Raw genomic sequence first — 25,240 nt, 5'->3', positions numbered from 1 at the left:
TCACCTCACGCCCAGTGGCCGGGAACCGCAACGCAACCCAGCTTGGACGGAACGCGCCTGATTCTCCGACCATCGATGCGAGTTCAGGCGAGCGCTCGGCGAACCTCTGGGAGGACCTTCGTCGCGAGCAACTCGATGGAGCGCAGCGTCTCCGCCTGCGACAGGCCGCCGAGGCCGACCTGGGCGAGGAACCGCGTGTGACCGATGAGCTCGTGCTCCCACAGGATCTTGTCGACGATCTCCGCCGGGCTCCCGGCGAGCAGCGCGCCGTCGGGCCCCGCCCAGGCGTCGAACGCCGCTCGATCGAGCAGGCCGACACGCGGCATGTTCTGGCCGATATAGCCGGCGTACGCGGGAAAGAAGGCGTCGCGCGCGCGACGAGTCGTCTCCCCGACGTGAAGGTGGGACGTGATCCCGATCCGCGCGGAGACCGCCTCCGGTGCCGTGTGCGCTCGGTACAGCTCGGCCAGGGGCCGGAAGCGCGCGGGCGCTCCGAGGATCGCGAGGTACATCGGCAGGCCCAGACTCGCCGACCGCACGACAGACGCGGCGGTGCCACCCACGGCGGCCCACACCGGGAGCCGCTCTTGCGCGGGCCTCGGCCACACGCCCGCATCGACGAGCGGGGGGCGCGTCGTGCCCGACCACGTGACGGGGTTCTCGTCACGAATCGCCAGCAGCAGCCGGATCCGATCCTCGAAGTACTCGTCGTATCGCTGGAGATCCTGCCCGAACAGGGGGAACGACTCCAGATACGCGCCCCTCCCCGCGGTGAGCTCGGCACGTCCGCCGCTGAGGAGGTCGAGCGTCGCGAACTCCTCGAACGTGCGGACCGGATCGGCGCTCGACAGCACCGTGACCGTGCTCGTGAGACGGATGCGCGAGGTCTCGCGAGCAACGGCGGAGAGGACGAGCTGCGGCGACGAGACGGCGAAATCCTCTCGATGGTGCTCGCCCACACCGAAGACGTCCAGGCCCGACTCATCCGCGACGCGCGCCCACTCGAGCACCTGCTCGAGACGGGCGCGCGCGTCGATGGGCCGTCCGGCGGCATCGCGCGTGAGCTCGCCGAACGTGAAGATGCCCAGCTCGAACGGCGCCGTCATGATGCCCGCTCGGTGGGAGCGGGCGGCGAGACGACAGGACCGCCCGCCCGACGAGCGACGACGTGAACGACGAATAACACGGCTGCGTTCCCCTCAGCGGAAGGACCCGGGGCGTGCGCCCCGGGTGCGGTGTCAGCGGGCGACAGCGAATCCACCGGTCCAGGAGATGGCCTCGCCGACGGCGAGGGTGAGCTGCAGGAACCCGAACGCCTCGAGCTCGTGCGCGCGAGAGAGTGCACCCGCATCGACAGCGGACACGCCGCCCGCGGTGACTGCCGCGGCGAGCTGCTCCTTCGCCGCCGCGTCATCGCCCGCGACCAGGACGGTCGTGGGAAGACCGCCGACGGTCTTGGCTGCCAGCGTCGCCGCGAAGGTCGTATTGAACGCCTTGAGCACGCGCGCTCCGGGGAGCTTCGCCTGGATCTCAGCGGCCGCCGAGCTGCCGACGGGGACAACGAGCGAATCGAACGTCTCGAAGTCGAGCGGGTTCGTGATGTCGACGACGACCTTGCCCTCGAGCTGCGGGCCGTACGACGCGACGATCGCATCGACAGCCGCGTACGGCACGGCGAGGATGACGATGTCGCCGGCGACGGCGACGGCTGCGTCCTTGCCGATGTACTCGACGGAGCTGCCGCCGTCAGCGAGCACGCCGCCGATCGCGTTCGCCATGGACCCGGTTCCGAAGATCGTGATGTTCGCCATGAGCGTTCCTTCCTTCTGCAACCCCGCAGGTTGCTTGCTTGTAGATACAAGCAAAACTCTAGCGCGACTATTGTTGTAGATGCAAGTTCTTGGCGTAGAATGTTCGAGTGGACGACCTGGACCTGAACGAGCGAACGACTGTAGCTCGCTTGAGCGCACTCCTCGAACTGCTGCCCACCGCCCTCGACAAGGCTCTGGCGGAGTCTCGTCTGACGTTCTTCGAGTACGCGGTGCTCGACACCCTCGCCGGGGTGGAGCGGCACCGCCTCCGCCTGAGCGCGCTCGCGTCGCGCACCAATGCCACGCTGCCGCGCCTGTCCCGGGTGATCACGAGCCTCGAGCGGAAGGGGTACGTCGCGCGCACCCCCTGCGAAGAGGATGGCAGGGCGACCAACGCGGTGCTCACGGAACGAGGCGGCGACGCGTTGTCCACGGCGAGGCCGCTGTACACGGACGCCGTGCGGACGAAGATCCTCGACGGGCTCGACCGACGCTCGGTGGACGAGCTGGGGCGCCTCAGTCTCGCCGTTCTCACGCGACTCGACCCCGACGGACGCCTGTCCGTCACCGCGGAGGCCGGCGCCTGCGCAGCCGATCCCCTCTCGGCGCTCCAGACCACGGCGGGCTGACGGATCGCGGCGTGTGACTCTTCCGCGCCCCGTCAGCCCGCGCCGTCAGCGCTCCAGCACGACCGCCAGCCCCTGCCCCACGCCGATGCACAGGGCGGCGACCGCAAGGCCTCCGCCGCGCCGACGGAGTTCGTGCGCGGCATGCGCGACCACCCGCCCTCCCGACGCACCCAGCGGGTGGCCCATGGCGAGCGCCCCACCGTGGACGTTCACCCTCGACGGGTCGAGCTCCGGCCATCCGGCGATGCATGCGAGAGCCTGCGAGGCGAACGCCTCGTTCAACTCGACGACATCGACATCCACCCAGGTGCGGCCCGCCCGCGCCAGCGCCTTGTCGGCCGCCGCGATCGGCGCGGTGGGGAAGTCCTGCGGGTCCACCCCGTGCCAGCCCCGGCCGGCGATCCGTGCGAGCGGCTCCTGCGGCAGAGCCCCCTCGGCGCCGATGAGCACAGCCGAGGCTCCATCGTTGATCGACGAGGAGTTCCCCGCCGTGACGGAGCCTCCCTCTGCGAACAACGGCGCGAGCGCGCCGAGCCTCTCGATGGACACGCCGTCTCTGACTCCCTCGTCGCGCTCCAGCTCGGCACCGGGAACCTGGACGATCTCGTCGTCGAAGACGCCATCGCGCCATCCGCGCGCGCTGAGCTCGTGGCTGCGAAGGGCGAAAGCGTCCTGATCCTCACGCGAGATGCCCGCGAGCCGCGCGGTCCGCTCCGCGGCCTCCCCGTTGGAGATCGTCCAGTCGTCCGGAAGGCGCGGATTGACCATGCGCCACCCGATAGCCGTGTTCCACAGAGTCTGATTGCCGACGGCCGGGAACGCCTTCGCGCTCTTCTCGACCACCCACGGAGAACGGCTCATCGACTCCACGCCGCCCGCGAGCGCGAGCGCCATATCGCCCGATTCGACCGCCCGCGACGCCTGGAAGACGGCTTCCAACGACGAGGCGCACAGCCGGTTGACCGTGGTCCCCGTGACGCTCGTGGGCAGGCCGGCCAGGAGCGCTCCGAATCGCGCCACGTTGCGGTTGTCCTCACCTGCCTGATTCGCGTCGCCGAAGATCACATCCCCGATCCGCCCCGGGTCCACCCCCGTCCGCGCGATCGCCGCCCTCATCACCACCGCCGCGAGGTCGTCCGGTCGCACCCCGGACAGTCGGCCGCCGGCCCTCCCGAAGGGCGTGCGCACGGCGTCGTAGACGAAGCTCGCCGTCATGATCGTCCTCCGCGCCCGGATCGTTCGAGGAAGCGCGTCATCCGCTCCTTCTTCGCCTCGGACTCGAACAGGATCGCCTGCGCGAGATCGTCGACGAGCGGATGCGCGTCACGCGGAGCGTCGAGGAGGCGCTTCGTGAGCTGCACGGCAAGCGGATCCTGCTCCGCCACCGACTCCGCGATGCGTGCCGCCTCCGGCAGCACCTCCTCCGGGTCGTGGACGGACGACACGAGGTGGGCATCGATCGCCTCTTTCGCGGTCAGACGCCGACCAGCCAGCAGCATCTCGCGGGCGACCGCGTCGCCGACGATGCGCGCCAGCCGCCAAGTGCCGCCCGCAGCGGCGATGATCCCCAATCCCGTCTCCGGATTCCCGAACACGGCGCGCTCGGAGGCGATGCGGATGTCGGCGGCATACGCGAGCTCCGCCCCGCCGCCGAGCGCGTAGCCGTCCACCGCCGCGATGACCGGCATCGGGAGGGCTGCGATGCGCGAGAACACCCGCGCGTTGTGCCCTCTCAGCGCCTCGTCGCGCCCACGGGCGAGCAGCGTTCCGATGTCGGCGCCGCTCGCGAACACGCCCCGATCGGACGCCCCCGATCCCGAGATCACCACGGTCCTCGGCCGCTCTTCGAGGCCGGAGCAGACCTCGTGCAGTTCCGCCGCCATGGTCTCGTCGATCGCGTTGCGCACGGCAGGCCGATCGAGCTCCACGTGCAACCAGGTTTCGTGCTCACGCAGCACGAGGGTCTTCACGAGCGGTCCCCTCGCGAGCGGGCCGCCATCAGTTGAACACCATCCCACCGTCGACGAGGATCGACTGGCCCGTGATGTAATCGGAGTCTGAGCCGGCGAGGAACGACACCACGTTCGCGACGTCGCCCGGCTCGGAGACGCGGTCGAGCGTGATGCCCGAGGTGAACTGCTCCCACCCCCATGCCTCCGGCTGGCCAGCCGCGTCCGCCGTGTTCCGGGCGACCTCGGTCATCATGGGGGTGCGGACGATGCCCGGCGCGTAGGTGTTGACCGTGATCCCGTACTGCGCGAGATCGCGAGCTGCCGACTGCGTGAAGCCGCGCACGGCGAACTTCGTCGCCGAGTACAGCGCGATCCCGGGATTGCCGACATGGCCGGCCTGCGATGCGGCGGAGATGATCTTCCCGCCGTGTCCGAGTTCACGGAAGGCCGCGGCTGCCGCCTGCGTGCCCCAGATCACGCCGTTCACATTGATGGAGAAGAGCCGCTGCACCGCCTCCGGCGTGATGTCCTCGATGGGGGATAGCGGCGCGACGCCCGCGTTGTTCACGATGACATCGAATCCGCCGAGCGCGGAACGCGCCGCCGCGACGGCCTGGTGCACGCTGTCGCGGTCGGCGACATCGACGTGCATGCTGACCGCGCCCGCCTCCTCCCAGCCCAGCGCCGCCGCGACGGCATCCGTCTTCGCAGGGTCGATGTCGGCGAGCGCCACCCGGAATCCATCCGCGTGCAGGCGTTCGGCGATCGCCTGCCCGATGCCCTGGCCTGCTCCCGTGACGAGGGCCACCTTGCCGTTGTCGTTGCGTGTCATGATTCTCTCTTCCTCGAGGTGTTGGTCAGGCGAACGCCGAGATCCCGGTGATCTCCCGGCCGATGATGAGCGACTGGATGAAGTCGGTGCCCTCGTACGTGTGGACCACCTCCATGTCGGTGAGATGCCGCGCGACATGGTTCTCGAGCAGCAGCCCGTTCCCGCCGAGGAGGTCGCGGGCATCGCGGCAGAGCTGCCGGGACTTCCGGCTGGTGAACATCTTCGCGAGGGAAGCCTGCTCGTTCGTCAGCCGCCCTTCGTTCTGAAGCGCGCCGGAGCGGAAGCACACCAGCTGCATCGCCGTCAGGTCGGCGAGCATGTTGGCGAGGGTGTTCTGCACGAGCTGAAAGCTGGCGATCGGCTTCCCGAACTGCACACGCTCGTGGACGTATCGCGCCGCGATCTCGTAGGCCGCAACGGCGTGCCCCAGTGCCTCCCACGCGACCGTGCTGCGCGTGCGGTTGAGGATGGCACCGACGTCACGGAACGACGAGGACTTCTCGAGCAGGTTCTCGACGGGGATCCGCAGACCGGAGATCTCGATGTGCGCCTGCTGGATCGCGCGTTTGGCGATCTTCCCCTCGATCGCCCGCGCATGGTATCCCGCCGGGTAGCCCTCGTCCGATTTCTCCAGGACGAACGCCTTGACCTTGCCGTCAGCGGTGTCGCGGGCCCAGATGATGACGACGTCGGCGACGTGCCCCAGCCCGATCCAGCGCTTGGATCCCTCCAGCACGTAGTGGTCGCCCTCGCGCGAAGCCGAGGTCTCGAGCGCGACCGAGTCAGACCCGTGATCGGGTTCCGTGAGCGCAAATGCGCCGAGCTTGCGCATCGAGGCGAGCTCGGGAAGCCACCGCTGCTTCTGGTCCTCGCTGCCGAGGAGCGAGATCGACCCCATCGCCAGGCCCGATTGCACGGCGTTGAGCGTGTTGACGCTACCATCGCCGCGTGAGAGCTCCATCGCCACGAGCCCCGTCTGCAGACGGGTGAGACCGGGGCACCCGTATCCCTCGATCGCCGTACCGGCGATGCCGAGCTCGGCGAACGCGGGGATGATCTGGTAGGGGAAATCGGCGCGCTCCCACGCCTCGTTGATGTTCGGCAGCACGTGGCCCGCGACGAAGCCGCGGATCTTCGCGATGAGCGCGCGATCGTCATCGCCCAGGTAGTCGTCGACGTGGTAGAAGTCGACGTTGACGGGCGGCAGGGCGTCGGTGGTTGTCATGCGGGCTGACCTTCCTCGGTCATCGTGTCGGACAGGTGGGACGTCGTGCCTTCGAGCCAAGCTCGGATCGCCTCGCCGTCCTGGCCGAGGGATGGCGGCCCCAGCCGGTAGTCGGCGGGGGTGCGCGAGAACGAGATCGGATTGCGGATGCCCGGCATGGCCCGCGCACCCTCTCCCGCCACGACGACGGGGTCGAGGCCGATGCTCTCCGCGAAGGCGATGCCCCCCGCCACGTCGAGCACGGGAGCGCAGGGGAGGCCGGAGGCCGAGAGGAGGTCGAACCACTCCTCGGCCGTGCGCGTCGAGAGGCGATCGACGAGGAGGGGACGGAGAGTAGCTCTGTTCGCGCTGCGCGCGGTGTTGGTCTCGAACCGTCCGTCCGCGGCGAGCTCCTCGAGCTCGAGCGCACGGCACAGTGCACGGAACTGGGCATCGTTGCCGATCGTGAGGACCAGCTCCCCCTCAGCGGTCGGGAACGGCGCGTACGGGTAGATGCTCGGATGGTCGTTCCCGAGCCGCGACGGCACCTTCCCGCTCAGCACGAAGCCGCCCGTCTGGTTGACCAGGCCCGAGAGCGCCGAGGAGAGGAGATTGAGCTCGACGTGCTGGCCCTCACCTGTTCGCTCGCGATGGAACAGCGCGCTCGAGATCGCGAGAGCGGCATGCAGGCCGGTCATGACATCGAACACGGCGACACCGGAACGGTAGCCCTCGCCGTGCTCGGGACCTGTCAGCGTGATCATCCCCGACATCGCCTGCACGAGCAGATCGTAGCCCGGCAGAGCCGCGCCGCCGGCGGAGCCGAATCCGGTGATGGAGGCGTAGACGACTCCGGGGTTGATCCGCGCGACCGAGGCGTAGTCGAGGCCGAAGCGCGCCATGCCGCCGGGCTTGAAGTTCTCCGTCACGACGTCCGCGCGGGCGGCGAGCTCCCGCGCGACACGCAGATCGTCGGGATCCTTGAGGTCGAGGACGATCGAGTGCTTGTTGCGGTTGATCGAGAGGTAGTAGGTCGATTCCCCTTCGCGCGACGGAGGCGTCCAGCTCCGCGTCTCGTCGCCGGCGGCGCTCTCGACCTTGATCACGGTGGCTCCCAGATCGGCGAGCAGCATCGTGCAGTACGGACCGGCGAGCACACGCCCGAAGTCGGCGATGAGGATGCCCTGGAACGGGCCGCTCGGGGGCTGGTCGCGGAGTGGACCGCGTTCTGCGGAGATCGTCATTGCATCACCTTCTGTGAACCGTGCGGCCAGCATCGCAGGCAATTTCATGTCCGTCCAATACCCAAAGGTCCACCTATTGATGCTCCGGTGCAATAATCACGCCATGGAGATCCCCCAGATCCGCTCCTTCCTCGCCGTGGCCGAGGAGCTCCACTTCGGCCGGGCGGCCGAGAAACTCCACATGGCACAGCCTCCCGTGAGTCGGAGCATCAAGCAGCTGGAGAGGGAGCTCGGCACCCTCCTGTTCGAGCGATCGACACGCAGGGTGACACTCACCTCCGTCGGCACCGCCCTCGTCGAACCGGCGCGCGACGTGCTCGCTGCGCTCGAGAGGATGCACACCACAGCGAGGGCCGCCGGCGTCGGCGAGATCGGACGGGTGCGACTCGCGTACGCCGGGGCTTCCTCGAACATCCTCGTCGGCCGACTCGCTCGCGCCGTCAACCAGCAGCACCCCGGCATCACCCTCGAGCTGCTGAGCCAGAACTTCGCCCAGCGCGCCCTCCGGCTGCTCACCCGCGGCGACATCGACGTCGCCCTCGGACGATGGGATCATCTACCCGACACCGTCCGCACGCGCGTGGTCGCAGTCGAATCCCTCGTGATCGCCGTTCCGGAGACGCATCGCCTCGCCGACCGGGCAGACGTCTCGATCTCCGAACTGCGCAACGACCGCTTCGTGACGCTGCCCGCCGAGATCGGATCGGTTCTCAACGATCGCCTGCGCCAGATGACCCAGACCGCGGGATTCGCCGCCGACATCGTCCAGGACGCGTCGGACACCTGGACGCTGATGTCGCTCGTCTCCGCCGAGGTGGGCTGCTCCCTCACGCTGTCGTCGGTCATCCCCAGCATCGCGGACCCCCATCTGCGTTTTCTTCCGTTGCGCGACGCCGTCGATCCCATCGAGCTCCGGATGGCCTGGCGGGCGGACAGCGACGACCGCGCGATGCAGGCCGTTCTCGACCTCTCTGAGCAGGTTCTGCCGACACCTCGCGATTGATGCAATCGGAGCTGTAATCCATGCTGTATTTGGTATTTGGCAGCTTGCAAAGTGGGTGCGAGGGTGGGTTCATCTTGGGACGGAAGATGACGAAGGAGTCGCCCATGACCACCCCGCACATCGCGACCGACTACGACGCAGTCGTCGTCGGCGCAGGATTCGCCGGCCTCTACCAGCTCTACACGCTCCGCGAGGAGCTCGGGCTGTCGGTGCGCCTGTTCGAAAAGGGCTCCGGAGTCGGCGGAACCTGGTTCTGGAACAAGTACCCCGGCGCAATGTCGGACACCGAGAGCCCCTTCTACCGCTACTCGTTCGACAAGGAGCTCCTCCAGGAGTGGACGTGGAGCCGGAAGTACATCGACCAGCCCGACATCCTCGCCTATCTCGAGGAGGTGGTCCGCCGTCATGACCTCGCACGCGACATCCAGCTCGACAGCGAGGTGACGAGGATCGCGCTCGACGAGGAGACGAGCATCTGGACGCTCACCACCGCGGACGGCGAGAGCGTCACCGCGCGTTACGTCGTGACGGCCCTCGGGCTCCTGGCTGCAGTCAACGTCCCGGACATCCCGGGGATCGACACCTTCGCCGGTCGGCTCGTCCATACGGCCGAGTGGCCGGACGACCTCGAGCTCGAGGGCAAGCGCGTCGGCGTGATCGGCACCGGATCGACGGGGACGCAGTTCATCGTCGCCGCCTCCAAGCGCGCCGATCACCTCACGGTGTTCCAGCGCAATCCGCAGTACTGCGTCCCGTCCGGCAACGGTCCCGTGACGCCCGGTGAGGTCGAAGGCTACAAGCAACGGTACGACGAGATCTGGAAGCAGGTACGCGGCTCGCAGGTCGCGTTCGGGTTCGAGGAGTCGACGGTCCCGGCCTCGACCGTGACAGAGGCGGAGCGCGAGCGCGTCTTCCAGGAGGCCTGGGAGCGGGGCAACGGCTTCTACTTCATGTTCGGCACGTTCAACGACCTCGCCGTCGACCCGGCCTCCAACGAGGCTGCCGCCGCCTTCATCCGTCGGAAGATCGCAGAGATCGTCGACGATCCCGAGACCGCCCGCAAGCTCACCCCGACGCAGCCGTACGCGAAGCGTCCGCTCTGCAACCACAACTACTACGAGGTCTACAACCAGGACAACGTCGAGCTCGTGGCGTTGCTGGAGAACCCCATCGTCGAGATCGTGCCCGAGGGTGTGAAGACCGCAGACGGCGTCGTGCACGAGCTGGATGTGCTCGTCTTCGCCACCGGATTCGACGCCGTGGACGGCAACTACCGCCGCATCGATCTCGTCGGCCGCGGCGGCATCAGCGCCGACGAGCACTGGAAGGATGCGCCGACGAGCTATCTCGGCATCGCCACGACGGGCTTCCCGAACCTCTTCATGGTGCTCGGCCCGAACGGGCCGTTCACCAACCTGGTCCCGTCCATCGAGGTGCAGGTGGAGTTCATCACGCGACTGGTCGAGACCGCCGAGCAGATGAACGTGACAGTCGAGACCACGCAGGACGTCGAGGACAACTGGTCGGCGACGTGCAAAGAGATCGCCGACGGCACCGTCTTCCCCAAGACCGACTCGTGGATCTTCGGCGCGAACATCCCCGGCAAGAAGAACAGCGTGCTGTTCTACATGGCGGGCATCCGCGCCTACTCCGAGGTGCTGGCGGACGTCGAGGAGAAGGGCCTGGAGGGCTTCTCCCTCAAGCCCGTCCGGCAGCCTACGGCTGTCTGACCGACCTCCCGCGAACGCGAAGACGGGCGCCGTAGAGGAATTTGACCCCCGGGAGTTGGACTGAGATATTCAGTTCCAATTCTCGGGGGTCTGTTCTGCGACGAGGGCTTCGTTCTCTTGACGAGGCGGCGCGTTCGGCGCCGGGGTTGCCCGATCGACCTATCACCACCCCCGCCTCGATGCGCCGATCATCCCTCCGATCAAGGAGTTCTCCAGTATCAGCACGCATCTCGGCGACGGCTATCGACCGGCGCCGGCTGCGTCCAGCCAATGTCCCGCACAGCGAACTGCCTCGACGACACTGTCATCGGGATCATCCACGGACACCTGGAGGACGGAGCTCTCGCAGCACCACATTCCTCACCATCGATGCCCTCACCATGGCGATCGATGACGACATCGCCTGATTCGACCACGACCGCGACCATTCAACACCCAAAGACCTGGGTCCGGTGCAGCACCGGACCCAGGCCCTTGCCGCCCAGCCCTGAGCCTTCCACTGGCCCGTCCCGCGGACCAGTTCGCGCACGCGGCGCCCCTCTTCGCGCTCCGCGCACCCGTCGCCAGCGCCGGCGCCGGCGCCGGCGCCACGGCGCACGAGACGGGGCGGTTCAGCCGAGCGGCGCGAGCACCCGGACCAGTTTCTTGTTCGCGAACTCGTCGATGCCGAACCGCGCGAGCTCTCGCCCCACGCCCGAGCGCTTGACCCCGCCGAAGGGGAGGTCAGGGGCGCTCTTGCTCGTGCTGTTGATCCACACCATCCCGGCCTCCAGCTCACGCGCGACCGAGTCGGCCAGCGCCGCGTTCGTCGTGAACACGCTGCTCGCGAGTCCGAAGGGAGAGCGGTTGGCGAGTTCCACCGCGGCCTGCGGAGAGGGCACCCGATAGACCACGGCGACGGGGCCGAAGAGCTCCTCCTCGAACGCTCGCATCTGCTCCGTGACATCAGTCAGCACGCGCGGCGGGTAGAAGGCCCCCTCGCGGTCGGCGTGCGACGGTGAGTGCAGCTGCGCGCCCTTCTCCACGGCGTCCTGCACGATCTCGTCGAGTTCCTCGCCCGCATCGGCCGAGGAGAGCGGCCCGAGGAACGTCGCGGCGTCCATCGGGTCGCCGACCGCCATCTCCCCGACCGCGGCGATGAACTTCCGCGTGAACTCCTCGTACACGGCGTCGACGACGATGAAGCGCTTGGATGCGGTGCAGGCCTGTCCGCCGTTGGCGAATCTTCCCACGATCCCCGCGGCGACGGCGGCATCGATGTCGGCGTCCTCCAGGACGATGAACGGGTCCGACCCTCCCAGCTCGAGGACGTACTTCTTCATGTGGCGTCCTGCGATCTCTCCCACCGCGGCGCCGGCCTTCTCCGACCCCGTCAGCGAGACGCCGCGGACGCGATCGTCCGCGACGACGGCGGCCACCTGCTTGCTGTCGATGAACGCGTTGGCGTACGCCCCTTCCGGGACGCCTGCGTCGCGGAGCAGCCCCTCGATGGCGAGTGCGGCGCGGGGGCAGTTCCGCGCGTGCTTGAGGATGATCGTGTTGCCCAGCGCGAGGTTGGGCGCAGCGAACCGGGCCACCTGGTAGTACGGGAAGTTCCAGGGCATCACCCCCAGGAGAGGGCCGATGGGCTCCGTGCGCACGTGCGCTTCTCCCCCGCCGACGATGTCGAGCTGCTCGTCGGCCAGGAAGCGTCCGGCGCTGTCCGCGTAGTAGTCGTAGATGGATGCCACGAGATCGACCTCGCCGCGCGCCTGGGAGATGGGCTTGCCCATCTCCACGGTGAGGATCTCCGCGAGCTCCTCTCTGCGCTCGCGATGCAGGGACGCCGCCCGGCGCAGCATCCCCGTCCGCTCCGGGAGCGGGAGCGCGCGGAAGGACGCGTACGCCGCGTGGGCCCTCGTCAGCAGGCCCTCCACGCCCGCATCGTCGATCAGCTCGTGCTGCTCGAGAGTCTCCCCCGTCGCCGGGTTGATCGTCCTGTACGCGTTCATCGCCTGCTCCTGCTCCATTACGGGTGTGCCCCCTCAGGGTGACGTGCTGCAGGCCGTCGCGTCCAATACCTATCCCCCCGGAGTCTCATGCTTCGTTCGCATCAGTCACGCGCCGATCAAGTATTGGACGCGCATAGGTCCACATGGGATTCTGACCGGAGCGTCCATCGATCGAAGGAGACGAGATGACTCACGCGCCCGCACACGTCGGAGTGATCGGCGGCGGCAGGATGGGGGCGGGCATCGCGCAGGCGTTCGCCCAGGCCGGCTCCGCCGTGACGGTCGTGGAGCGCGACAGCTCCGCGGCCGACGGCGCCCGTGCGCGTCTCGCCGACGGCATCGCGAAGGCTGCCGCTCGCCGAGACGACCTCCAGCCGGCGCAGCTCCACGCGCTGATCGAGGTGGCCACCGACTACGCCGCCCTCAGCCCATCCGATCTCGTCGTCGAGGCCGTCCCCGAGGTGATCGCGCTGAAGGTGGAGGCTCTCGGACGAGCCGAGGACGTCATCCGCGAGGACGCGTGGCTGACGACCAACACCTCGTCGCTGCCCGTGACCCGGCTCTCGCAAGGCCTGCGACGTCCGGCCAGGTTCTGCGGTCTGCACTTCTTCAACCCCGTCCCGCCGTCGACGCTCGTCGAGATCGTGGCGAGTTCGACGACCTCGGCCGAGATGGTCGACGCCGCGACGGGATGGGTCTCGGCTATCGGGAAGACCGCGATCGTCGTCCGGGACTCGCCCGGGTTCGCCAGCTCCCGCCTAGGGAACGCGCTCGCCCTCGAGGCGATGCGGATGGTCGAGGAGGGGGTGGCATCCGCGCACGACATCGACACTGCGATGGAGCTCGGCTACCGCCACGCCGCGGGCCCGCTGCGCACCTCCGACCTCGTCGGGCTCGACGTCCGCCTGGGCATCTGCGAGCACCTGCACGCCGAGCTCGGCGACCGCTTCGAGCCACCGCAGATCCTACGCGACATGGTCGCGGCGGGCGAACTGGGCCGGAAGACGGGGCGCGGATTCTTCGACTACGCCTGATCTCGCCCCGCGCCCCTCCCCGGTCACCTCGAGTGCGAGATCTCCAGATCCGCGAACAGCGCCTCGGTACCGATGTCGACGAACAACCCGACGGCTCCCGCCGGCGCTGGGTCGAGTCGCGCCACCCGAAGCACCTCCTCCCCGTCGACGGTCGCAACCACCTCGTCGTCGGAGATGTCGACGCGCAGCCGGACCCAGACGTCCAGCCCGATGTCCGCTGCGCGCTCGAACTCCCCAGGCCGCTCGTCGCGCAACCTGTCGAACGGCCAGCGCGGGAACGAGAAGTACTGGATGGCGCGTCGGTCGCGCGGCGCGGGCGGGTGCTCCTTCGAACCGTTGGCGGGTCGCAGGTAGACGCACTCGAACCGCGAGAGGTCGTCGGAGATATGGAAGGCGATGCCCGCGAATCCCCGCGAGAGCTCGGAGACCCCCTCCCGGATGGAGGCGCGGATGTCCACCTCGACTACCCCTCGATCGAGGTTCCCCGGCAGGACGAGGAAGGTCGGCTGGTCGACGTAGTCGACCCCCTCGATCCCGTTCTCGCGTCGCGCATCGAGACGGATCCGCATGACTCCTCGGCCATCCACGATCCCGTCGACGGCGACGACGCCGACGGGATCGCCGTGGATGCGCTCAGCCACGGCCCGCCAGCCACTGGGCGGCGATGTCGGCAGCGGGCAGCTGCTCGTCGACGCTGCGGGCGTTGAGCGCGATGAGATCCTCGGGAGTCATGTCGGCGCTGATCCCGTCGACGATCTCGACGGCGCGCTCGTCGACCCTGTCGCTCGCGACGGGCACGACATGCGAGGCGGTGAAGAGGCCGTCGGTGTCCTCGAGCGACACGAGGTCGTTCTTGTCGATCGACGGATCGGCCGTGTAGATGATCGCGAGCTGGATGTCGCCGTCTTGGAGCGCCTTCACTGTGAGCGGGCCGCCGCCGTCCTCGATGGGCGTGAACGCCACGTCGATGCCGTACCGAGACGCCAGCGCGGCCGGGCCGTTCGGCCTGCTCTCGCCCTCGGAGTTGCCGCCGAGCGTGAGAGGGACGGTCACGTTCGCGAGGTCCGCGATCGTGGTCAGCCCCCACTCCTCGGCGAAGTCCGCCGTCACCGTGTAGGCGTCCTGATCCGTCGCCGGCGACGCCTGGAGGATGCGGAGGTCGTCGGGAGCCGCCCTGAGCAGCTCGGCGAGGACATCGTCCGCGAGCCGCGCCTCGGTGTCGGCGTCCCAGTACTGCAGGAGGGGGCCGGTGTACTCGGGGAACAGGTCGATGGCGCCGGACTCGATCTCGGGAAGGTAGGTCTCCCGCTGGCCGATGCGAAACTGACGATCGACCTCGTAGCCCTCCGCTTCGAGCGCCTGGGCGTAGATCTCCGCGATGATCTCGTTGGAGTAGTAGTCCTGCGAGCCGATGACGAGCGCGCCTGCGGCCGCATCGCCGTCGATCGGGTCGGTGGATCCGCATCCGGTGAGCAGCGCGGCTGTGGACAGCAGGAGAGCTGCCGGGGCGAGCAGACGGGCGTTTCGGTTCATGATGCTTCCTTCTGTGAGAGGACGGGAGAGGCGCTGCGCCGAGCTCGGGACTGCGCAGCGGCAAGGAGGAGCTCGACCACGAGAGCGAGCGCGGTGACGACGAGGGCGCCACCGAGCATCTCGTCGTATTGACGGGACTTGAGCCCGCTGAAGAGGTAGCGGCCGAGGCCGACATCGGCGATGTACGCCGCGAGGGTCGTGGTGGCGACCACCTGGAGGGCTGCCGAGCGCACTCCGCCCAGGATGAGCGGTGCCGCGAGACGCATTTCGATGGCGATGACCTGTGTGACGTCGTGACCGAGAGCGCGCACGGCGTCGACGACCGCACGGTCGACCGCCTCCACCCCCGAGTAGGCGCCCGCGAGCAGTGACGGGATGGCCAGCACCACGAGCGCGACGATGGGCGCCTCCAGCCCGATCCCGAACCACAGTGCGAGGACCGTCAGAAGCCCGAGGGTCGGGATCGCCCGGACCCCGCCGGACACGACCGTCACGATACCGCGGGCGCGCCCCGTGTGGCCGACGAAGACGCCCGCCGGGATCGCGAGAGCCGCGGCGATGCTGAGGACGAGTGCGGCGACGCCGACGTGCTCCAGCGCACGCGCGACGATCCCTTTGGTGCCCGTCCAGTGGGCGGGATCCGCGAGCCACGCGAGCGCATCGCCGAGCAGGTTCACGTCGTCTCCCCGCCCGCATCGCGCCGGTGCCAGGGCGCGGCGACCCACCCCAGGGCGACCCACACCCCGTCGAGGAAGAGCGCGAGCGCGACCGTGGCGACCATGCCCGTGACCACCTCCGCGAGGATGCCGCGCTGGAATCCGTCGGTGAAGAGCGTGCCGAGTCCGGGGACTCCGATGAGCGCCCCGATGGTGACGAGGCCGACAGTGCTCACGCTGACGACGCGCACGCCCGCCACGAGAAGCGGCACGGCGCGGAGGAGGTCGACTTTCCAGAACACGGACGGGCCTGCGAAGCCGATCGCCACGGCCGCGCGCCGGGTGTCGTCGTCGACGGCGGCGAAGGCATCGGCCGCCGAGCGGACGAGCAACGCGACACCGTAGAAGACGAGCGCGATGACGACCGTGGCGCCGGAGCGAAGCGGCGTGCCGAAGATCGCGGGGATCATGATGACGAGGGGCAGGGACGGGATCGCGTACATGAGCGTCGCACCGCCCAGCACCACGCTGCCGAGAGCCGGCCGACGGTGCGCGAGGAGGCCGATGGGGACGGCGATGACGATGCTCAGCACAACAGCCGGGGCCGTCAGCAGCGCGTGAGACGCGAGGAGCTCGAGGACGTGCGGCCATGCCCGAGAGAGCCAGGTCATTCCTGCACCACCCCGGCTGGGCGCCCCTCGGCGTCGACCACGAGCGTGCGTCCCTCGACGTCGACGAGGCGGAGCGTCCGCCCTTCCCCGATGAAGTCGCGGACGAAGTCGTCGGCCGGGCGCGTCAGGATCTCCTGCGGTGTGCCCTTCTGCGCGACGCGCGCGCCCGCCCGCAGGATCACCACGTCGTCGGCGACGCGGAACGCCTCGTCGACGTCGTGCGTCACGAGCACGATGGTTTTCCCGAGCTCTCGCTGCAGCCGCAGCAGCTCGTTCTGCAGCTCGCGCCGGACGATCGGGTCGACCGCGCCGAACGGCTCGTCCATGAGAAGGATGTGGGGATCCGCCGCGATCGCCCTGGCCACGCCGACCCGCTGCTGCTGTCCGCCCGACAGCTGGGAGGGATACCTGTTCGCGAACGACCCGTCCAGGCCCACACGCTCGAGGAGTCCGATGGCGGCCCGGCGCGCGCCTGAGCGTCGGGCGCCGTTGAGCACCGGGACGGTGGCGATGTTGTCAGCGACCGTGCGATGGGGCAGAAGTCCTCCGGCCTGAAGGACGTAGCCGATCGAGCGGCGCAGCGCGACGGCGTCGAGCTCGCGGACGTCGGCGCCGTCGATGAGCACGCGTCCCGATGTCGGCTCGGTCATCCGATTGACCATGCGCAGCAGGGTCGTCTTCCCCGAACCCGATGAGCCGACGAGCGCGACCGTGCGATGCGAGGCGATCGCGAGGGAGAAGTCCTCGACGGCGACGACGCCGCCGCGATACGACTTCGAGACATGCGAGAACTCGATCATGGCCGCCCTTCCGTGCCGTGTGGACGCCTCATCGTACTACCTCGTTCCGATATACCTCGAATCGAGGTAGGATTGACATCATGATCGAGGTGATGGTGCTGGGGTTCCTCTCCGAAGGACCCCTCCACGGCTACGAGCTGCGACGCCGGATGGAGCAGCTTCACGGGTACGCGCGACGGATCAGCGACGGCGCGCTGTACCCCGCCATCACACGACTGGTCTCCGCCGGTCTGATCGTCCGCCGAGCAGAAGAAGGATCCGGCGGCGCGTCGAGGCAGATGCTCACGCTCACCGCGCAGGGTCGCTCGGAGCTCGAGCACCGCCTCCGCGAGACGAGCGGTCACGACATCACTGACGGCGACCGCTTCTTCGTCGTGCTTGCTTTCCTGTCGCAGCTGCCCGATCGAGCCGACCGGGACGCCGTGCTGCGACGCCGCCTCGACTTCCTCGCCTCGCCTCGGCCGTTCTTCGATGCCGACGGCGGCGACCCCTACCGTGCCGGCATTCGGGAGCTCGCGCGCGCATACAATCGAGCGCAGCGCGAGTGGATCGGCACCATGATCGACAGGAACGAGGACAACCGATGAACACCATGCGCGCCGCCGTCCTGGATGCGCCGGGGGCGGCCGATGCGATCCGCATCCGGGATGTCCCCGTGCCGTCGTCGCGAGAAGGATGGGTCCGCATCCGGGTGAAGGCCTTCGGGCTGAACCGCTCGGAGCTGATGACCCGCCGGGGGCTCTCGGGCGATGCCGTCACCTTCCCGCGGATCCTCGGCATCGAAGCGGCCGGCATCGTCGACGACGACCCGTCGGGGGCATTCAGCCGCGGCCATCAGGTCATGACGCTCATGGGCGGGATGGGTCGGACCTTCGACGGCGGCTACGCCGAGTACACCTCCGTCCCCGCCGAGCAGGTCATCCCGTTCCGTTCCGACCTCCCCTGGGAGGTGCTCGGCGCCATCCCGGAGATGCTCCAGACCGCGTACGGGTCGATCACCGTCGGAACCGAGACCTCTCGAGGGCAGACGCTCCTCATCCGCGGCGGGACGTCGTCCGTCGGCATGACCGCCGCCGTGCTGGCGGGGCGCGTTGGCGCGACCGTCATCTCGACGACGCGCAGCCCGCGCAAGGCGTCCGCACTCGAGCGCATCGGGGTCGCCCACGTCGTCATCGACGACGGTCGGATCGAACATGCCGTCCGCGGCATCGTGCCGGACGGAGTCGACGGTGCCGTCGAGCTCGTCGGCGCGACAACGCTTCCCGACACTCTCCGCACCGTGCGCCCCCAGGGCGTCGTGTGCTTCACAGGAATGCTCTCCGAGCAGTGGAGCATCCCCGACTTCTACCCCATCGACGTCATTCCCCAGGGCGTGCGCCTGACCGCGTACAGTGGAGAGTCGCGCAACCTGTCGCAGCGGGTTCTACAGGAATTCCTCGACGACGTCGCGGCAGGACGCGCTCCCGTGCCCGTCGACACCGTCTACCCACTGGAAGCCATCGTCGACGCGCACGAGCGCATGGAGAGCGGCCACGCCGCGGGGAAGCTCGTCGTCCTCACCTGAGCATCGCGCTATGCGCCGCCGAGGTAGGCGGCCTCCACCGCGTCGAAGTCATCGAGCAGGTCGCTCGCACGTCCGGAGAGCGCGACCTGCCCCCGCGTCAAGACGTATGCGCGATCGGCGACGCGCAGCGCGCTCCGCGCGTGCTGCTCGACGAGGAGGATGCCGACTCCCTCGTCGCGCGCGCGCCGCAGGCCGTCCATCAGCCGTTCGACGAACCGCGGAGCCAGTCCGAGCGACAGCTCGTCGACCATGAGAGCGACCGGTCTCCCCGCAAGCGCCCTCGCGACGGCGAGCATCTGCTGCTGGCCGCCCGAGAGCAGGCCCGCGGGGCGTCCCAGGTGCGCGCGGATCTCGGGGAAGTAGGAGACGGCTTCGGCGACACCACCCCGCCCGAGAAGGAGGTTCTGGCCGGCCGTGAGGTTCAGCAGCACCCCGCGCTCTTCGATGACGTACGACAGCCCCGCTCGTGCGCGCTGCGCCGGGCCGTCCCGACGTTCGACACCGCCGAGGAACACGCGCCCGGACCGCGCCGGGATCATCCCGGACAGCGCGCCGAGCGTTGTGCTCTTGCCTGCGCCGTTGCGGCCGAGCAACGCGACGATCTCCCCCGGAGCGACGTGCAAGGACACCGCATCGAGCACGCTCACCACGCCGTAGCCGGCGACGAGATCCTCTGCGGCGAGGACCGCTCCGGCGGGCGCCGCGGAAGACGACGTCACGACACCATCTCCTCTCCGAGGAAGGCGCGACGGACATCGCGATGCGCGCGCACGCTCTCCGGTGTTCCCTGCGCGATGACCCTGCCTCCGTCGAGCACGGTGATCTCGTCGCACACCCTCATGACCAGATCCACATCGTGCTCGACCAACAGGATCGCCATCTTCCACTCCTTCGCCATCTCCTGGATGAGGTCTCCGAGCTCTTCGCGCTCGAGGGAGGAGAGCCCTGCCGCCGGCTCGTCCATCAGCAGCACGTCGGGCTGCGCGGCGATCGATCGCGCGATGGCGACGAGCCTCCTCCTGCCATAGGGGAGCTGCCCCGGCCTGTGGTCGAGATCGTCGACGAGATCGAATCTCCGGATGGCCGTCCACGCCCCTGCGCTCAGCACCGCACGGCCGGGGCGGACGAGGTCCGTGAGATAGCGGCGTGCGACGTGCGGGTCGGATGCGACCTGGAGGTTCTCGCGGACGGTCAGCTCCTCGAAGAGCTCCAGCCCCTGGAGAGTCCGCCCGAGCCCGGCCCGCGAGCGGCGTGCGGCCGAGAGGCCGTCGATGGGCGTGCCCGCGAGGTGAACCGCTCCCGTGTACGTCCGGGTCATCCCCGTCACGGAATCGATCAGCGTCGTCTTCCCCGCGCCGTTCGGGCCGATCAGGCCCGTCACTCGACCGGGGTCCAGCCGGAGGGAGACGTCGTCAAGAGCGCGGACTCCGCCGAAGGCCACCGTCACGGAGTCCACCACGAGGGATCGACCCCGCGCCGTGGCGACGGCTTCGCCGGGATCGCCCTGGTCCATTCGCGCACGCGCGGGATCGCTGCGCGGGCGTCTGCGCATCGCCGCGAGCCAGCGGCCATTGGCGGGGATGACGCCGTCGGGGACGAACACGAGGTTCACGAGCAAGGCGAGCCCAAGCAGGAGAGGAAGCCACTGCTGCCAGCCGCTCCCCGCCATCAGGTGGTAGACGAGCCCGCCCGTCACCGTGAAGCCGCCAACGATCCCGGCGGCGATGTAGCCCACTCCACCGAGGACGACCGCCCCGAGCAGCGCCAGCGAGGCGTCGACCGTGAAGGCGTCGAAGACGAGGCGAGGCTGCCGGAAGGCGAGGAGCGCTCCCGCCGTCCCTGCGATACCGCCCGCGACTGCAAGGGCGTAGAGACGTGCTCCCGTTGCGGAGACCCCGAGACTCGCAGCCGCGCGCTCGCCCGACCGCATCGCCAGCAGCCGTCGACCGGCGGCGCCGCGGCGGAGGTTCGCGACGACCACCGCGACGACGACGAGCACGAGGGCGCAGAAGATCGTGAACCGCTCCGGATGATCGACGGCGTCGATCGCGATGCCGAACACCGTCGGCGCCGGCACCGCGATCCCGCTGATGCCGCCCGTGATGAGCGGGTTCTCGAGGATGAGTGCCTGGATGGCGAGTGCCAGGCCGACCGTGATGATCGCGACGACATCTCCGCGTACACGCAGCGACAGCAGACCTATCACCGAGCCGCACGCCGTTCCGGCCAGCGCGCCGATAGGCAGCGACACGAGGAACGGCATCCCCGCGGAGTCCGCGACCAGCGCGGCGGCGAGCGCCCCCGTGCCGGCCACGGCGTACTGGGCGAGTGAGAGCTCGCCCGCATAGCCCGTCGCGACGACGACGGACAGGGCCAGGACGGCGACGATGAGCGACGTGCTCAGCGCATCGAGCGCGGCGTGGCCGAGCAGGAGCGAGAGGACTCCGGCGATCGCCGCCGACCCGATCGCCGCCTTCAGCGAGATCCTGCCCGAGCCGACCGCCGAGAGCCTCTGTCGGACGCCCCCGCGCCCGCGGACGACGTCTCCGCGGACGAGTACGGCGACGACGATGATGATGAACGGGATCGCCGTGGACCAGCCCACCTCGCCCCGGATGAGGACGGCCTCGGACTGCGCGATACCGAGGATGAGTCCGCCCGTCATCGCCCACCCGAATGAGCGGAATCCACCGATGAGCGCGGCGGCGAGCGCGCAGTACACGATCTGCCCCATGCCTGCGACACTGACGCCGTTCATGGGTGCGACGAGCACGCCGGCGATCCCCGCGAGGAGGGCGCCGAGCATCCAGTTCGCAAGCGAGAGCGAGCGCGCCGGCCACCCGAGGACCTCGACGGCGAACGGGTTCTCAGCCGTCCCCAGCGTCGCGAGCCCCCAGCGCGTGCGCGTCATCAGCACCGCCAGGAGGATCGTGACGCCGATGCCCGCTCCGAGGACGACGAGGCGATCCGCGCCGATGACGAGCCCGCCGCCGAGATCGATGACGGAGGTGGGAAGCAGGCTCGGCGCGAACTGCGTGGTGTCGCCGTAGATGAGTGCCGCCGCCGATTGGACGACGGTCAGCACCGCGATGGTCGCGACGAGCCGGGTGATGCTGGACGCATCGCGCATCCGTCGCATGATGAGCAGCTCGATCAGCGCACCGCAGCCGGTCGCCGCGATCACGGCGAGGATGGCGGCGAGCCAGGCGGGGATGCCCGCGCTCGCGCTCTCGACGTATGCATAGGCGGCGACGAGGGCGATCGACCCTTGGGAGAAGTTGATCACTCGGCTCCCGAGGAAGATGAGCACGAGCCCCTGCGCGGTCAGCCCGTAGACGGCACCGACGCCGATACCCAGAAGCGCGAATCTCAGCAGTTCGTCCATGCGCGGCCGCCTCAGCCGAGGAGATCGGCGATCAAGACGAACGGGTCCCCGTCCTCGTCCTGGAGCACGATACGACCGTCGACGACCTCCTGATACACGATCGTGGGGTTGAACATGCGCGGGTAGCGCTCGCTCGTCGACTCGGTCGTATACGGCGGGACGATCCCTCCCATGTCGAGATCCTCGGCCGCCTCCATGGCGGCGATCACGCCCGCGGGATCGATCGTGTCGAGATCTGCGGCCACCTGGGCGAAGGTCGACATCGCGAGCCACTCGTGCAGCCCCGTCGTCGAAGCCGGCAGGGATGCGTCGTACGCGTTGAGTTCGTCGAGGTACTGGGCCGTCCCCGGGGTCTGCGCGGTGGGAGGAACGAGTCCGTCGACGGCGAGCACGCCCTCCGCAGCCGGTCCGGCGCTGGCGAGCACCGCATCCGTGAGGTTGAAGGGGAACGTCGAGAGCAGGGATTCGGGCGAGAGCGAGCGCATGGTGTTGATGAGCGCCGTCTGGTCCGTCGCGAAGCCGGCGACCGACGCGCCCCCCTGGGTGGCGGAGGCGACAGAGGGACCCGGGTCGGCCGACTTCGCGGGGATCTGCACGAGACCGGAGTACGACGCCCCCGCGGATTCCGCTCCGGTCTGGACCGCGTCACCCACCTCCGTGCCGATACCGCCGAGCCCACCGGGGACCAGCGCGGCGACCTCCTCCGCACCCGACCTGGCGAGCTGCAGGCCCATGCCGATCGTCTGGCCGACGAAGCCCGACACGTCGGGGAACGACATGGGGCTCGTCAGCGCCACCTCCGTGAAGGGGTACACCCCCACAGCGGGGATGCCGGCGGATTCCAGGATCGGCAGGATCGTCGTCTCGTTCGTCGTCTGCAGGCCAACCACGGCAACGACTCCCTCCTCGACGGCATCGCGAGCGCATTGGCGGGCGGTGTCGACGCTCAGCTCGTCGCTGCACACCATCACCTCGATGGGGCGTCCGTCGATGCCGCCTTCGGCGTTGATCGCCGCCGCTGCGGCTTGTGCGCCGGCAGGGAATTCCGGGTTCGAGGTGCCGAGCTGGGGCTGGGTCCAGTTGCCGATCGTCATGACCTTGATCGGGTCGCCGTCGAGGCCGGCGAGCGGATCGCCGGCTCGTCCGCCGGTCGCAGACCCGCCCTGGCCGAGCTGGCTGCAGCCGGCCGTTGCGAGCAGTGCGGCAGCGCACGCCGCGGTCGCGCCGGCGATCCGGATGGTGTGGATGTTCATCATGGACTCTCAGTTCTCGTGTGTCGCGGTGGTCGTTGGTGCGGCGTCGTCGGCGACGAGCACGACGACCTTCCCGAACGCGGCGGGGTCGGCACGACGCCGATGCGCATCGGCGATCGTGTCGAGAGTGAAGACGGAGTCGACCGGCATCCGCAAGCGGCCTTGCTCGACGCCCTCTGCCCACGCCTGCACGAGCTGCGGAGTGCGAGCCGTGCCGTCGACGCCGCCGACGGTGAGCCGCACGGTCGGCGGGATGAGCTCCATCGGATGCGGGAAGCCAGGAACCGCGCGGTCCTCCTTGATCCCCGACCGGATGGATTGGGCCTGATCCCGCAGCAGGCCTGTGAGGCAGACGATCCCGTACGGGCGGACGCATCTCATCGTCTCGCGCACGGAATCGACGCCCAGCAGGTCGAGCGCGAGATCCGCTCCGCCCGGGATGAGTTGGCGCACCCCCGCGGCAAGGTCGCCGTCGTCGATCACCACCGCGTGGGCTCCGTGCTCCCGCAAGCGCTCCGCCTTGCCCGGATCACGTGTCGTGGCGATCACCCGGGCACCGGCAGCGAGCGCGAGCGTCGTCGCCGCCAGCCCGACTCCGGAGGTTCCACCACGGATGAGGAGCGTGCGGCCGTCCAGATCGCCCAGGCTGCGCAGGCTTCCGGATGCCGCCGTGAAGGATCCGGGGATCGCCGCGAGTGCGACCGTGTCGAGCTCCGTGTCGACGGCGAACGCATCACCCTCGTCGACGACCAGGTACTCCGCCCACGCGCCGTCGCGGGTGTAGCCGTATCCGCCGTAGGCCCCGACGACACGTCGTCCGATCGCCTCGGGGGATGTGGGCGCCGTGACGACGATCCCGACGAAGTCGTTGCCGAGGGTCAGGGGCAGGGCGGCGGTGGAGACGCCGGCACGCGTGGCGATCTCGGACGAGATGACCGTCGTGGCGAGGACGCGCACGAGCATCTGTCCTGCTCGAGGGGTCGGAACGGCCGCGCGTTCGGGAGCGAGCGCGTCGGCGGCACCGGATCCGCGCACGACAACGGCGCGCATGGTGGCAGTCGGCGGCTGAGCGTCCGTCGGCCGGTCAAGTGTACTGGGGGACATGTGCTTCCTTCTCTGCGCCTGCAGGCACGGTGGATCGCGCCGCCGGAGGGGCGGCGTGCGAGCAGTGGCGGATTACTCCGCGGGGGTCGTCGGCTCGCGTCGGCTGTGGCGCTGGCGCAGGGTCAGACGATCGCCGCGGATCCGAGTGAACGCGTATTCGAGCGGATGGCCGTCGATGTCTCTCACGAGACGTTCGAGGACGAGGAGGGGATGACCGGTGTCGACCTCGAGCAGGGATGCGCTGAACGGGTCGGCGACCGACGCTTCGATCGCGTGATCCGTTGTACCGATCTCGATCCTCGCCGCCGCATACAGCCCGAACCATTCGTCATGCGCCTGGAACCGCTCGAGCTCCGGAAGGAACGACGCCAGGACGTAGGCCGTCGTGATGTGGAGCGGCGCCCCGTCGAGGAGTGTGACCGTCTCGACGATGCCGCATGTGGCATCGGGGGCGATCGCGAGCTTGCGCGCGACGCTCGGCGGGGCGGCCTCCTCGCTCACGGAGAGCAGTCTGTGCTCGACCTGCTGATCAGGCCCGTGGAGGAAGTCGAAGTCGTGCGTGATGCGGAGCGACGTGACCAGCGTTCCGGCGCCCTGCAGCCGTCGCACCAGCCCCTCGGCGCGGAGGAGGTCCAAGGCGCCGCGGATGACCTGCCTGCTGGCGGAGAAGGAGGACATGAGCTCGTTCTCCGACGGAAGCACACCTGACGGGATCTCTCCGTGCATGATCGCGGAACGCAGCAGGTCGTGCACGCGGCCAGCGGCCGCGAGCCGTCGCTCGGTGCGCGGATGGAACGTCGCCATGGTCGGGTGCATGCCTCCATTAGAGGCGGCGGCGGTTGCC

The 25,240-nt window shown here is 69.2% G+C and carries 24 protein-coding genes; 6 read left to right on the top strand and 18 right to left on the bottom strand.

Going from position 1 to position 25,240, the window contains the following annotated elements; genetic code table 11:
• Nucleotides 1-83: 83 nt before the first annotated feature.
• Both ACWGPF_RS00795 and ACWGPF_RS00790 read right to left on the bottom strand, forming a co-directional pair.
• A complete protein-coding gene (locus ACWGPF_RS00795) occupies nucleotides 84-1,106 on the bottom strand; it encodes an LLM class flavin-dependent oxidoreductase (protein ID WP_452331004.1) in 1,023 nt (340 codons plus the stop codon).
• A gap of 132 nt (nucleotides 1,107-1,238) precedes the next feature.
• Nucleotides 1,239-1,811, bottom strand: coding sequence for an NADPH-dependent F420 reductase (locus ACWGPF_RS00790; protein WP_452331003.1), 573 nt, complete (start codon nucleotides 1,809-1,811; stop codon nucleotides 1,239-1,241).
• 149 nt (nucleotides 1,812-1,960) lie between these two features.
• Between ACWGPF_RS00790 and ACWGPF_RS00785 the strand changes: the two genes are divergently transcribed.
• A complete protein-coding gene (locus ACWGPF_RS00785) occupies nucleotides 1,961-2,440 on the top strand; it encodes a MarR family winged helix-turn-helix transcriptional regulator (protein ID WP_452331002.1) in 480 nt (159 codons plus the stop codon).
• Between the two features lie 45 nt (nucleotides 2,441-2,485).
• Here the strand turns inward: ACWGPF_RS00785 and ACWGPF_RS00780 are convergent, their stop codons facing one another.
• From ACWGPF_RS00780 to ACWGPF_RS00760, 5 genes are read right to left on the bottom strand one after another with little or no spacing between them, the layout of a single operon-like run.
• Nucleotides 2,486-3,655: a thiolase family protein gene (locus ACWGPF_RS00780; RefSeq protein ID WP_452331001.1), complete on the bottom strand. Its 1,170-nt coding sequence runs from the start codon at nucleotides 3,653-3,655 to the stop codon at nucleotides 2,486-2,488.
• Nucleotides 3,652-4,410: an enoyl-CoA hydratase/isomerase family protein gene (locus tag ACWGPF_RS00775; protein WP_452331000.1), complete on the bottom strand. Its 759-nt coding sequence runs from the start codon at nucleotides 4,408-4,410 to the stop codon at nucleotides 3,652-3,654. The genes ACWGPF_RS00780 and ACWGPF_RS00775 overlap by 4 nt, the downstream gene beginning before the upstream one ends.
• 28 nt (nucleotides 4,411-4,438) lie before the next feature.
• The gene (locus tag ACWGPF_RS00770; protein ID WP_452330999.1) at nucleotides 4,439-5,224 is read right to left on the bottom strand and encodes a (S)-acetoin forming diacetyl reductase; all 786 of its coding nucleotides are present in this window, start codon (nucleotides 5,222-5,224) and stop codon (nucleotides 4,439-4,441) included.
• Nucleotides 5,225-5,249: 25 nt separating this feature from the next.
• Complete coding sequence (locus ACWGPF_RS00765) at nucleotides 5,250-6,449, bottom strand: acyl-CoA dehydrogenase family protein (protein WP_452330998.1); 1,200 nt, start codon at nucleotides 6,447-6,449, stop codon at nucleotides 5,250-5,252.
• Nucleotides 6,446-7,672: a CaiB/BaiF CoA transferase family protein gene (locus ACWGPF_RS00760; RefSeq protein ID WP_452330997.1), complete on the bottom strand. Its 1,227-nt coding sequence runs from the start codon at nucleotides 7,670-7,672 to the stop codon at nucleotides 6,446-6,448. Before ACWGPF_RS00760 ends, ACWGPF_RS00765 begins: the two co-directional genes overlap by 4 nt.
• Nucleotides 7,673-7,775: 103 nt before the next feature.
• Between ACWGPF_RS00760 and ACWGPF_RS00755 the strand changes: the two genes are divergently transcribed.
• Both ACWGPF_RS00755 and ACWGPF_RS00750 read left to right on the top strand, forming a co-directional pair.
• Entirely contained in the window at nucleotides 7,776-8,675 is a 900-nt protein-coding gene (locus tag ACWGPF_RS00755) for a LysR substrate-binding domain-containing protein (protein ID WP_452330996.1), read from the top strand.
• Between the two features lie 104 nt (nucleotides 8,676-8,779).
• Nucleotides 8,780-10,405: a flavin-containing monooxygenase gene (locus ACWGPF_RS00750; protein ID WP_452330995.1), complete on the top strand. Its 1,626-nt coding sequence runs from the start codon at nucleotides 8,780-8,782 to the stop codon at nucleotides 10,403-10,405.
• Nucleotides 10,406-11,016: 611 nt separating this feature from the next.
• Here ACWGPF_RS00750 and ACWGPF_RS00745 read toward each other — a convergent pair.
• Nucleotides 11,017-12,396, bottom strand: coding sequence for an NAD-dependent succinate-semialdehyde dehydrogenase (locus ACWGPF_RS00745; protein ID WP_452330994.1), 1,380 nt, complete (start codon nucleotides 12,394-12,396; stop codon nucleotides 11,017-11,019).
• 185 nt (nucleotides 12,397-12,581) lie between these two features.
• Here ACWGPF_RS00745 and ACWGPF_RS00740 point away from each other — a divergent pair, with 185 nt between their 5' ends.
• Complete coding sequence (locus tag ACWGPF_RS00740) at nucleotides 12,582-13,430, top strand: 3-hydroxyacyl-CoA dehydrogenase family protein (protein ID WP_452330993.1); 849 nt, start codon at nucleotides 12,582-12,584, stop codon at nucleotides 13,428-13,430.
• 23 nt (nucleotides 13,431-13,453) lie between these two features.
• On the opposite strand, the gene ACWGPF_RS00735 is transcribed toward ACWGPF_RS00740, so the two are convergent.
• The 5 genes from ACWGPF_RS00735 to ACWGPF_RS00715 are packed head-to-tail and all read right to left on the bottom strand — an operon-like array spanning nucleotide 13,454 to nucleotide 17,090.
• A complete protein-coding gene (locus tag ACWGPF_RS00735; protein ID WP_452330992.1) occupies nucleotides 13,454-14,071 on the bottom strand; it encodes a hypothetical protein in 618 nt (205 codons plus the stop codon).
• The gene (locus ACWGPF_RS00730; protein WP_452330991.1) at nucleotides 14,064-14,963 is read right to left on the bottom strand and encodes an ABC transporter substrate-binding protein; all 900 of its coding nucleotides are present in this window, start codon (nucleotides 14,961-14,963) and stop codon (nucleotides 14,064-14,066) included. The genes ACWGPF_RS00735 and ACWGPF_RS00730 overlap by 8 nt, the downstream gene beginning before the upstream one ends.
• A complete protein-coding gene (locus ACWGPF_RS00725) occupies nucleotides 14,960-15,640 on the bottom strand; it encodes an ABC transporter permease (protein ID WP_452330990.1) in 681 nt (226 codons plus the stop codon). Before ACWGPF_RS00725 ends, ACWGPF_RS00730 begins: the two co-directional genes overlap by 4 nt.
• Nucleotides 15,637-16,290: an ABC transporter permease gene (locus tag ACWGPF_RS00720; protein ID WP_452330989.1), complete on the bottom strand. Its 654-nt coding sequence runs from the start codon at nucleotides 16,288-16,290 to the stop codon at nucleotides 15,637-15,639. Before ACWGPF_RS00720 ends, ACWGPF_RS00725 begins: the two co-directional genes overlap by 4 nt.
• Nucleotides 16,287-17,090, bottom strand: a complete 804-nt coding sequence (locus tag ACWGPF_RS00715) for an ABC transporter ATP-binding protein (RefSeq protein WP_452330988.1) — start codon at nucleotides 17,088-17,090, stop codon at nucleotides 16,287-16,289. The genes ACWGPF_RS00720 and ACWGPF_RS00715 overlap by 4 nt, the downstream gene beginning before the upstream one ends.
• 80 nt (nucleotides 17,091-17,170) lie before the next feature.
• Between ACWGPF_RS00715 and ACWGPF_RS00710 the strand changes: the two genes are divergently transcribed.
• Together ACWGPF_RS00710 and ACWGPF_RS00705 are read left to right on the top strand one after the other, a co-directional pair.
• Complete coding sequence (locus ACWGPF_RS00710; RefSeq protein WP_452330987.1) at nucleotides 17,171-17,677, top strand: PadR family transcriptional regulator; 507 nt, start codon at nucleotides 17,171-17,173, stop codon at nucleotides 17,675-17,677.
• Nucleotides 17,674-18,654, top strand: a complete 981-nt coding sequence (locus ACWGPF_RS00705) for a zinc-binding dehydrogenase (RefSeq protein ID WP_452330986.1) — start codon at nucleotides 17,674-17,676, stop codon at nucleotides 18,652-18,654. The genes ACWGPF_RS00710 and ACWGPF_RS00705 overlap by 4 nt, the downstream gene beginning before the upstream one ends.
• Nucleotides 18,655-18,662: 8 nt before the next feature.
• Here the strand turns inward: ACWGPF_RS00705 and ACWGPF_RS00700 are convergent, their stop codons facing one another.
• From ACWGPF_RS00700 to ACWGPF_RS00680, 5 genes are all read right to left on the bottom strand, one after another.
• Nucleotides 18,663-19,373, bottom strand: a complete 711-nt coding sequence (locus ACWGPF_RS00700) for an ABC transporter ATP-binding protein (RefSeq protein WP_452330985.1) — start codon at nucleotides 19,371-19,373, stop codon at nucleotides 18,663-18,665.
• Nucleotides 19,370-22,039 carry an ABC transporter permease subunit gene (locus ACWGPF_RS00695; protein ID WP_452330984.1) on the bottom strand — a complete coding sequence of 890 codons (2,670 nt, stop codon included), beginning with the start codon at nucleotides 22,037-22,039 and terminating at the stop codon, nucleotides 19,370-19,372. The genes ACWGPF_RS00700 and ACWGPF_RS00695 overlap by 4 nt, the downstream gene beginning before the upstream one ends.
• 11 nt (nucleotides 22,040-22,050) lie before the next feature.
• Entirely contained in the window at nucleotides 22,051-23,295 is a 1,245-nt protein-coding gene (locus ACWGPF_RS00690; protein WP_452330983.1) for an ABC transporter substrate-binding protein, read from the bottom strand.
• 6 nt (nucleotides 23,296-23,301) lie between these two features.
• Nucleotides 23,302-24,342: a zinc-binding dehydrogenase gene (locus tag ACWGPF_RS00685; protein WP_452330982.1), complete on the bottom strand. Its 1,041-nt coding sequence runs from the start codon at nucleotides 24,340-24,342 to the stop codon at nucleotides 23,302-23,304.
• Between the two features lie 126 nt (nucleotides 24,343-24,468).
• Nucleotides 24,469-25,212: a GntR family transcriptional regulator gene (locus ACWGPF_RS00680; RefSeq protein WP_452330981.1), complete on the bottom strand. Its 744-nt coding sequence runs from the start codon at nucleotides 25,210-25,212 to the stop codon at nucleotides 24,469-24,471.
• Nucleotides 25,213-25,240 lie beyond the last annotated feature (28 nt).

The sequence above is a fragment of the Microbacterium sp. NPDC055683 genome, assembly GCF_053617895.1.
This window is presented reverse-complemented; position numbering and strand designations above follow the sequence as displayed.

Excerpts from the sequence above, each read along its gene's own strand:
- ACWGPF_RS00780 (WP_452331001.1), bottom strand. The coding sequence starts at position 3,655 with ATGACGGCGAGCTTCGTCTACGACGCCGTGCGCACGCCCTTCGGGAGG.
- ACWGPF_RS00740 (WP_452330993.1), top strand. The coding sequence starts at position 12,582 with ATGACTCACGCGCCCGCACACGTCGGAGTGATCGGCGGCGGCAGGATG.
- ACWGPF_RS00750 (WP_452330995.1), top strand. The coding sequence starts at position 8,780 with ATGACCACCCCGCACATCGCGACCGACTACGACGCAGTCGTCGTCGGC.
- ACWGPF_RS00760 (WP_452330997.1), bottom strand. The coding sequence starts at position 7,672 with ATGACGATCTCCGCAGAACGCGGTCCACTCCGCGACCAGCCCCCGAGC.
- ACWGPF_RS00685 (WP_452330982.1), bottom strand. The coding sequence starts at position 24,342 with ATGCGCGCCGTTGTCGTGCGCGGATCCGGTGCCGCCGACGCGCTCGCT.
- ACWGPF_RS00705 (WP_452330986.1), top strand. The coding sequence starts at position 17,674 with ATGAACACCATGCGCGCCGCCGTCCTGGATGCGCCGGGGGCGGCCGAT.
- ACWGPF_RS00755 (WP_452330996.1), top strand. The coding sequence starts at position 7,776 with ATGGAGATCCCCCAGATCCGCTCCTTCCTCGCCGTGGCCGAGGAGCTC.
- ACWGPF_RS00715 (WP_452330988.1), bottom strand. The coding sequence starts at position 17,090 with ATGATCGAGTTCTCGCATGTCTCGAAGTCGTATCGCGGCGGCGTCGTC.
- ACWGPF_RS00795 (WP_452331004.1), bottom strand. The coding sequence starts at position 1,106 with ATGACGGCGCCGTTCGAGCTGGGCATCTTCACGTTCGGCGAGCTCACG.
- ACWGPF_RS00790 (WP_452331003.1), bottom strand. The coding sequence starts at position 1,811 with ATGGCGAACATCACGATCTTCGGAACCGGGTCCATGGCGAACGCGATC.
- ACWGPF_RS00695 (WP_452330984.1), bottom strand. The coding sequence starts at position 22,039 with ATGGACGAACTGCTGAGATTCGCGCTTCTGGGTATCGGCGTCGGTGCC.
- ACWGPF_RS00765 (WP_452330998.1), bottom strand. The coding sequence starts at position 6,449 with ATGACAACCACCGACGCCCTGCCGCCCGTCAACGTCGACTTCTACCAC.
- ACWGPF_RS00720 (WP_452330989.1), bottom strand. The coding sequence starts at position 16,290 with ATGACCTGGCTCTCTCGGGCATGGCCGCACGTCCTCGAGCTCCTCGCG.
- ACWGPF_RS00730 (WP_452330991.1), bottom strand. The coding sequence starts at position 14,963 with ATGAACCGAAACGCCCGTCTGCTCGCCCCGGCAGCTCTCCTGCTGTCC.
- ACWGPF_RS00745 (WP_452330994.1), bottom strand. The coding sequence starts at position 12,396 with ATGAACGCGTACAGGACGATCAACCCGGCGACGGGGGAGACTCTCGAG.
- ACWGPF_RS00710 (WP_452330987.1), top strand. The coding sequence starts at position 17,171 with ATGATCGAGGTGATGGTGCTGGGGTTCCTCTCCGAAGGACCCCTCCAC.
- ACWGPF_RS00680 (WP_452330981.1), bottom strand. The coding sequence starts at position 25,212 with ATGCACCCGACCATGGCGACGTTCCATCCGCGCACCGAGCGACGGCTC.
- ACWGPF_RS00690 (WP_452330983.1), bottom strand. The coding sequence starts at position 23,295 with ATGATGAACATCCACACCATCCGGATCGCCGGCGCGACCGCGGCGTGC.
- ACWGPF_RS00770 (WP_452330999.1), bottom strand. The coding sequence starts at position 5,224 with ATGACACGCAACGACAACGGCAAGGTGGCCCTCGTCACGGGAGCAGGC.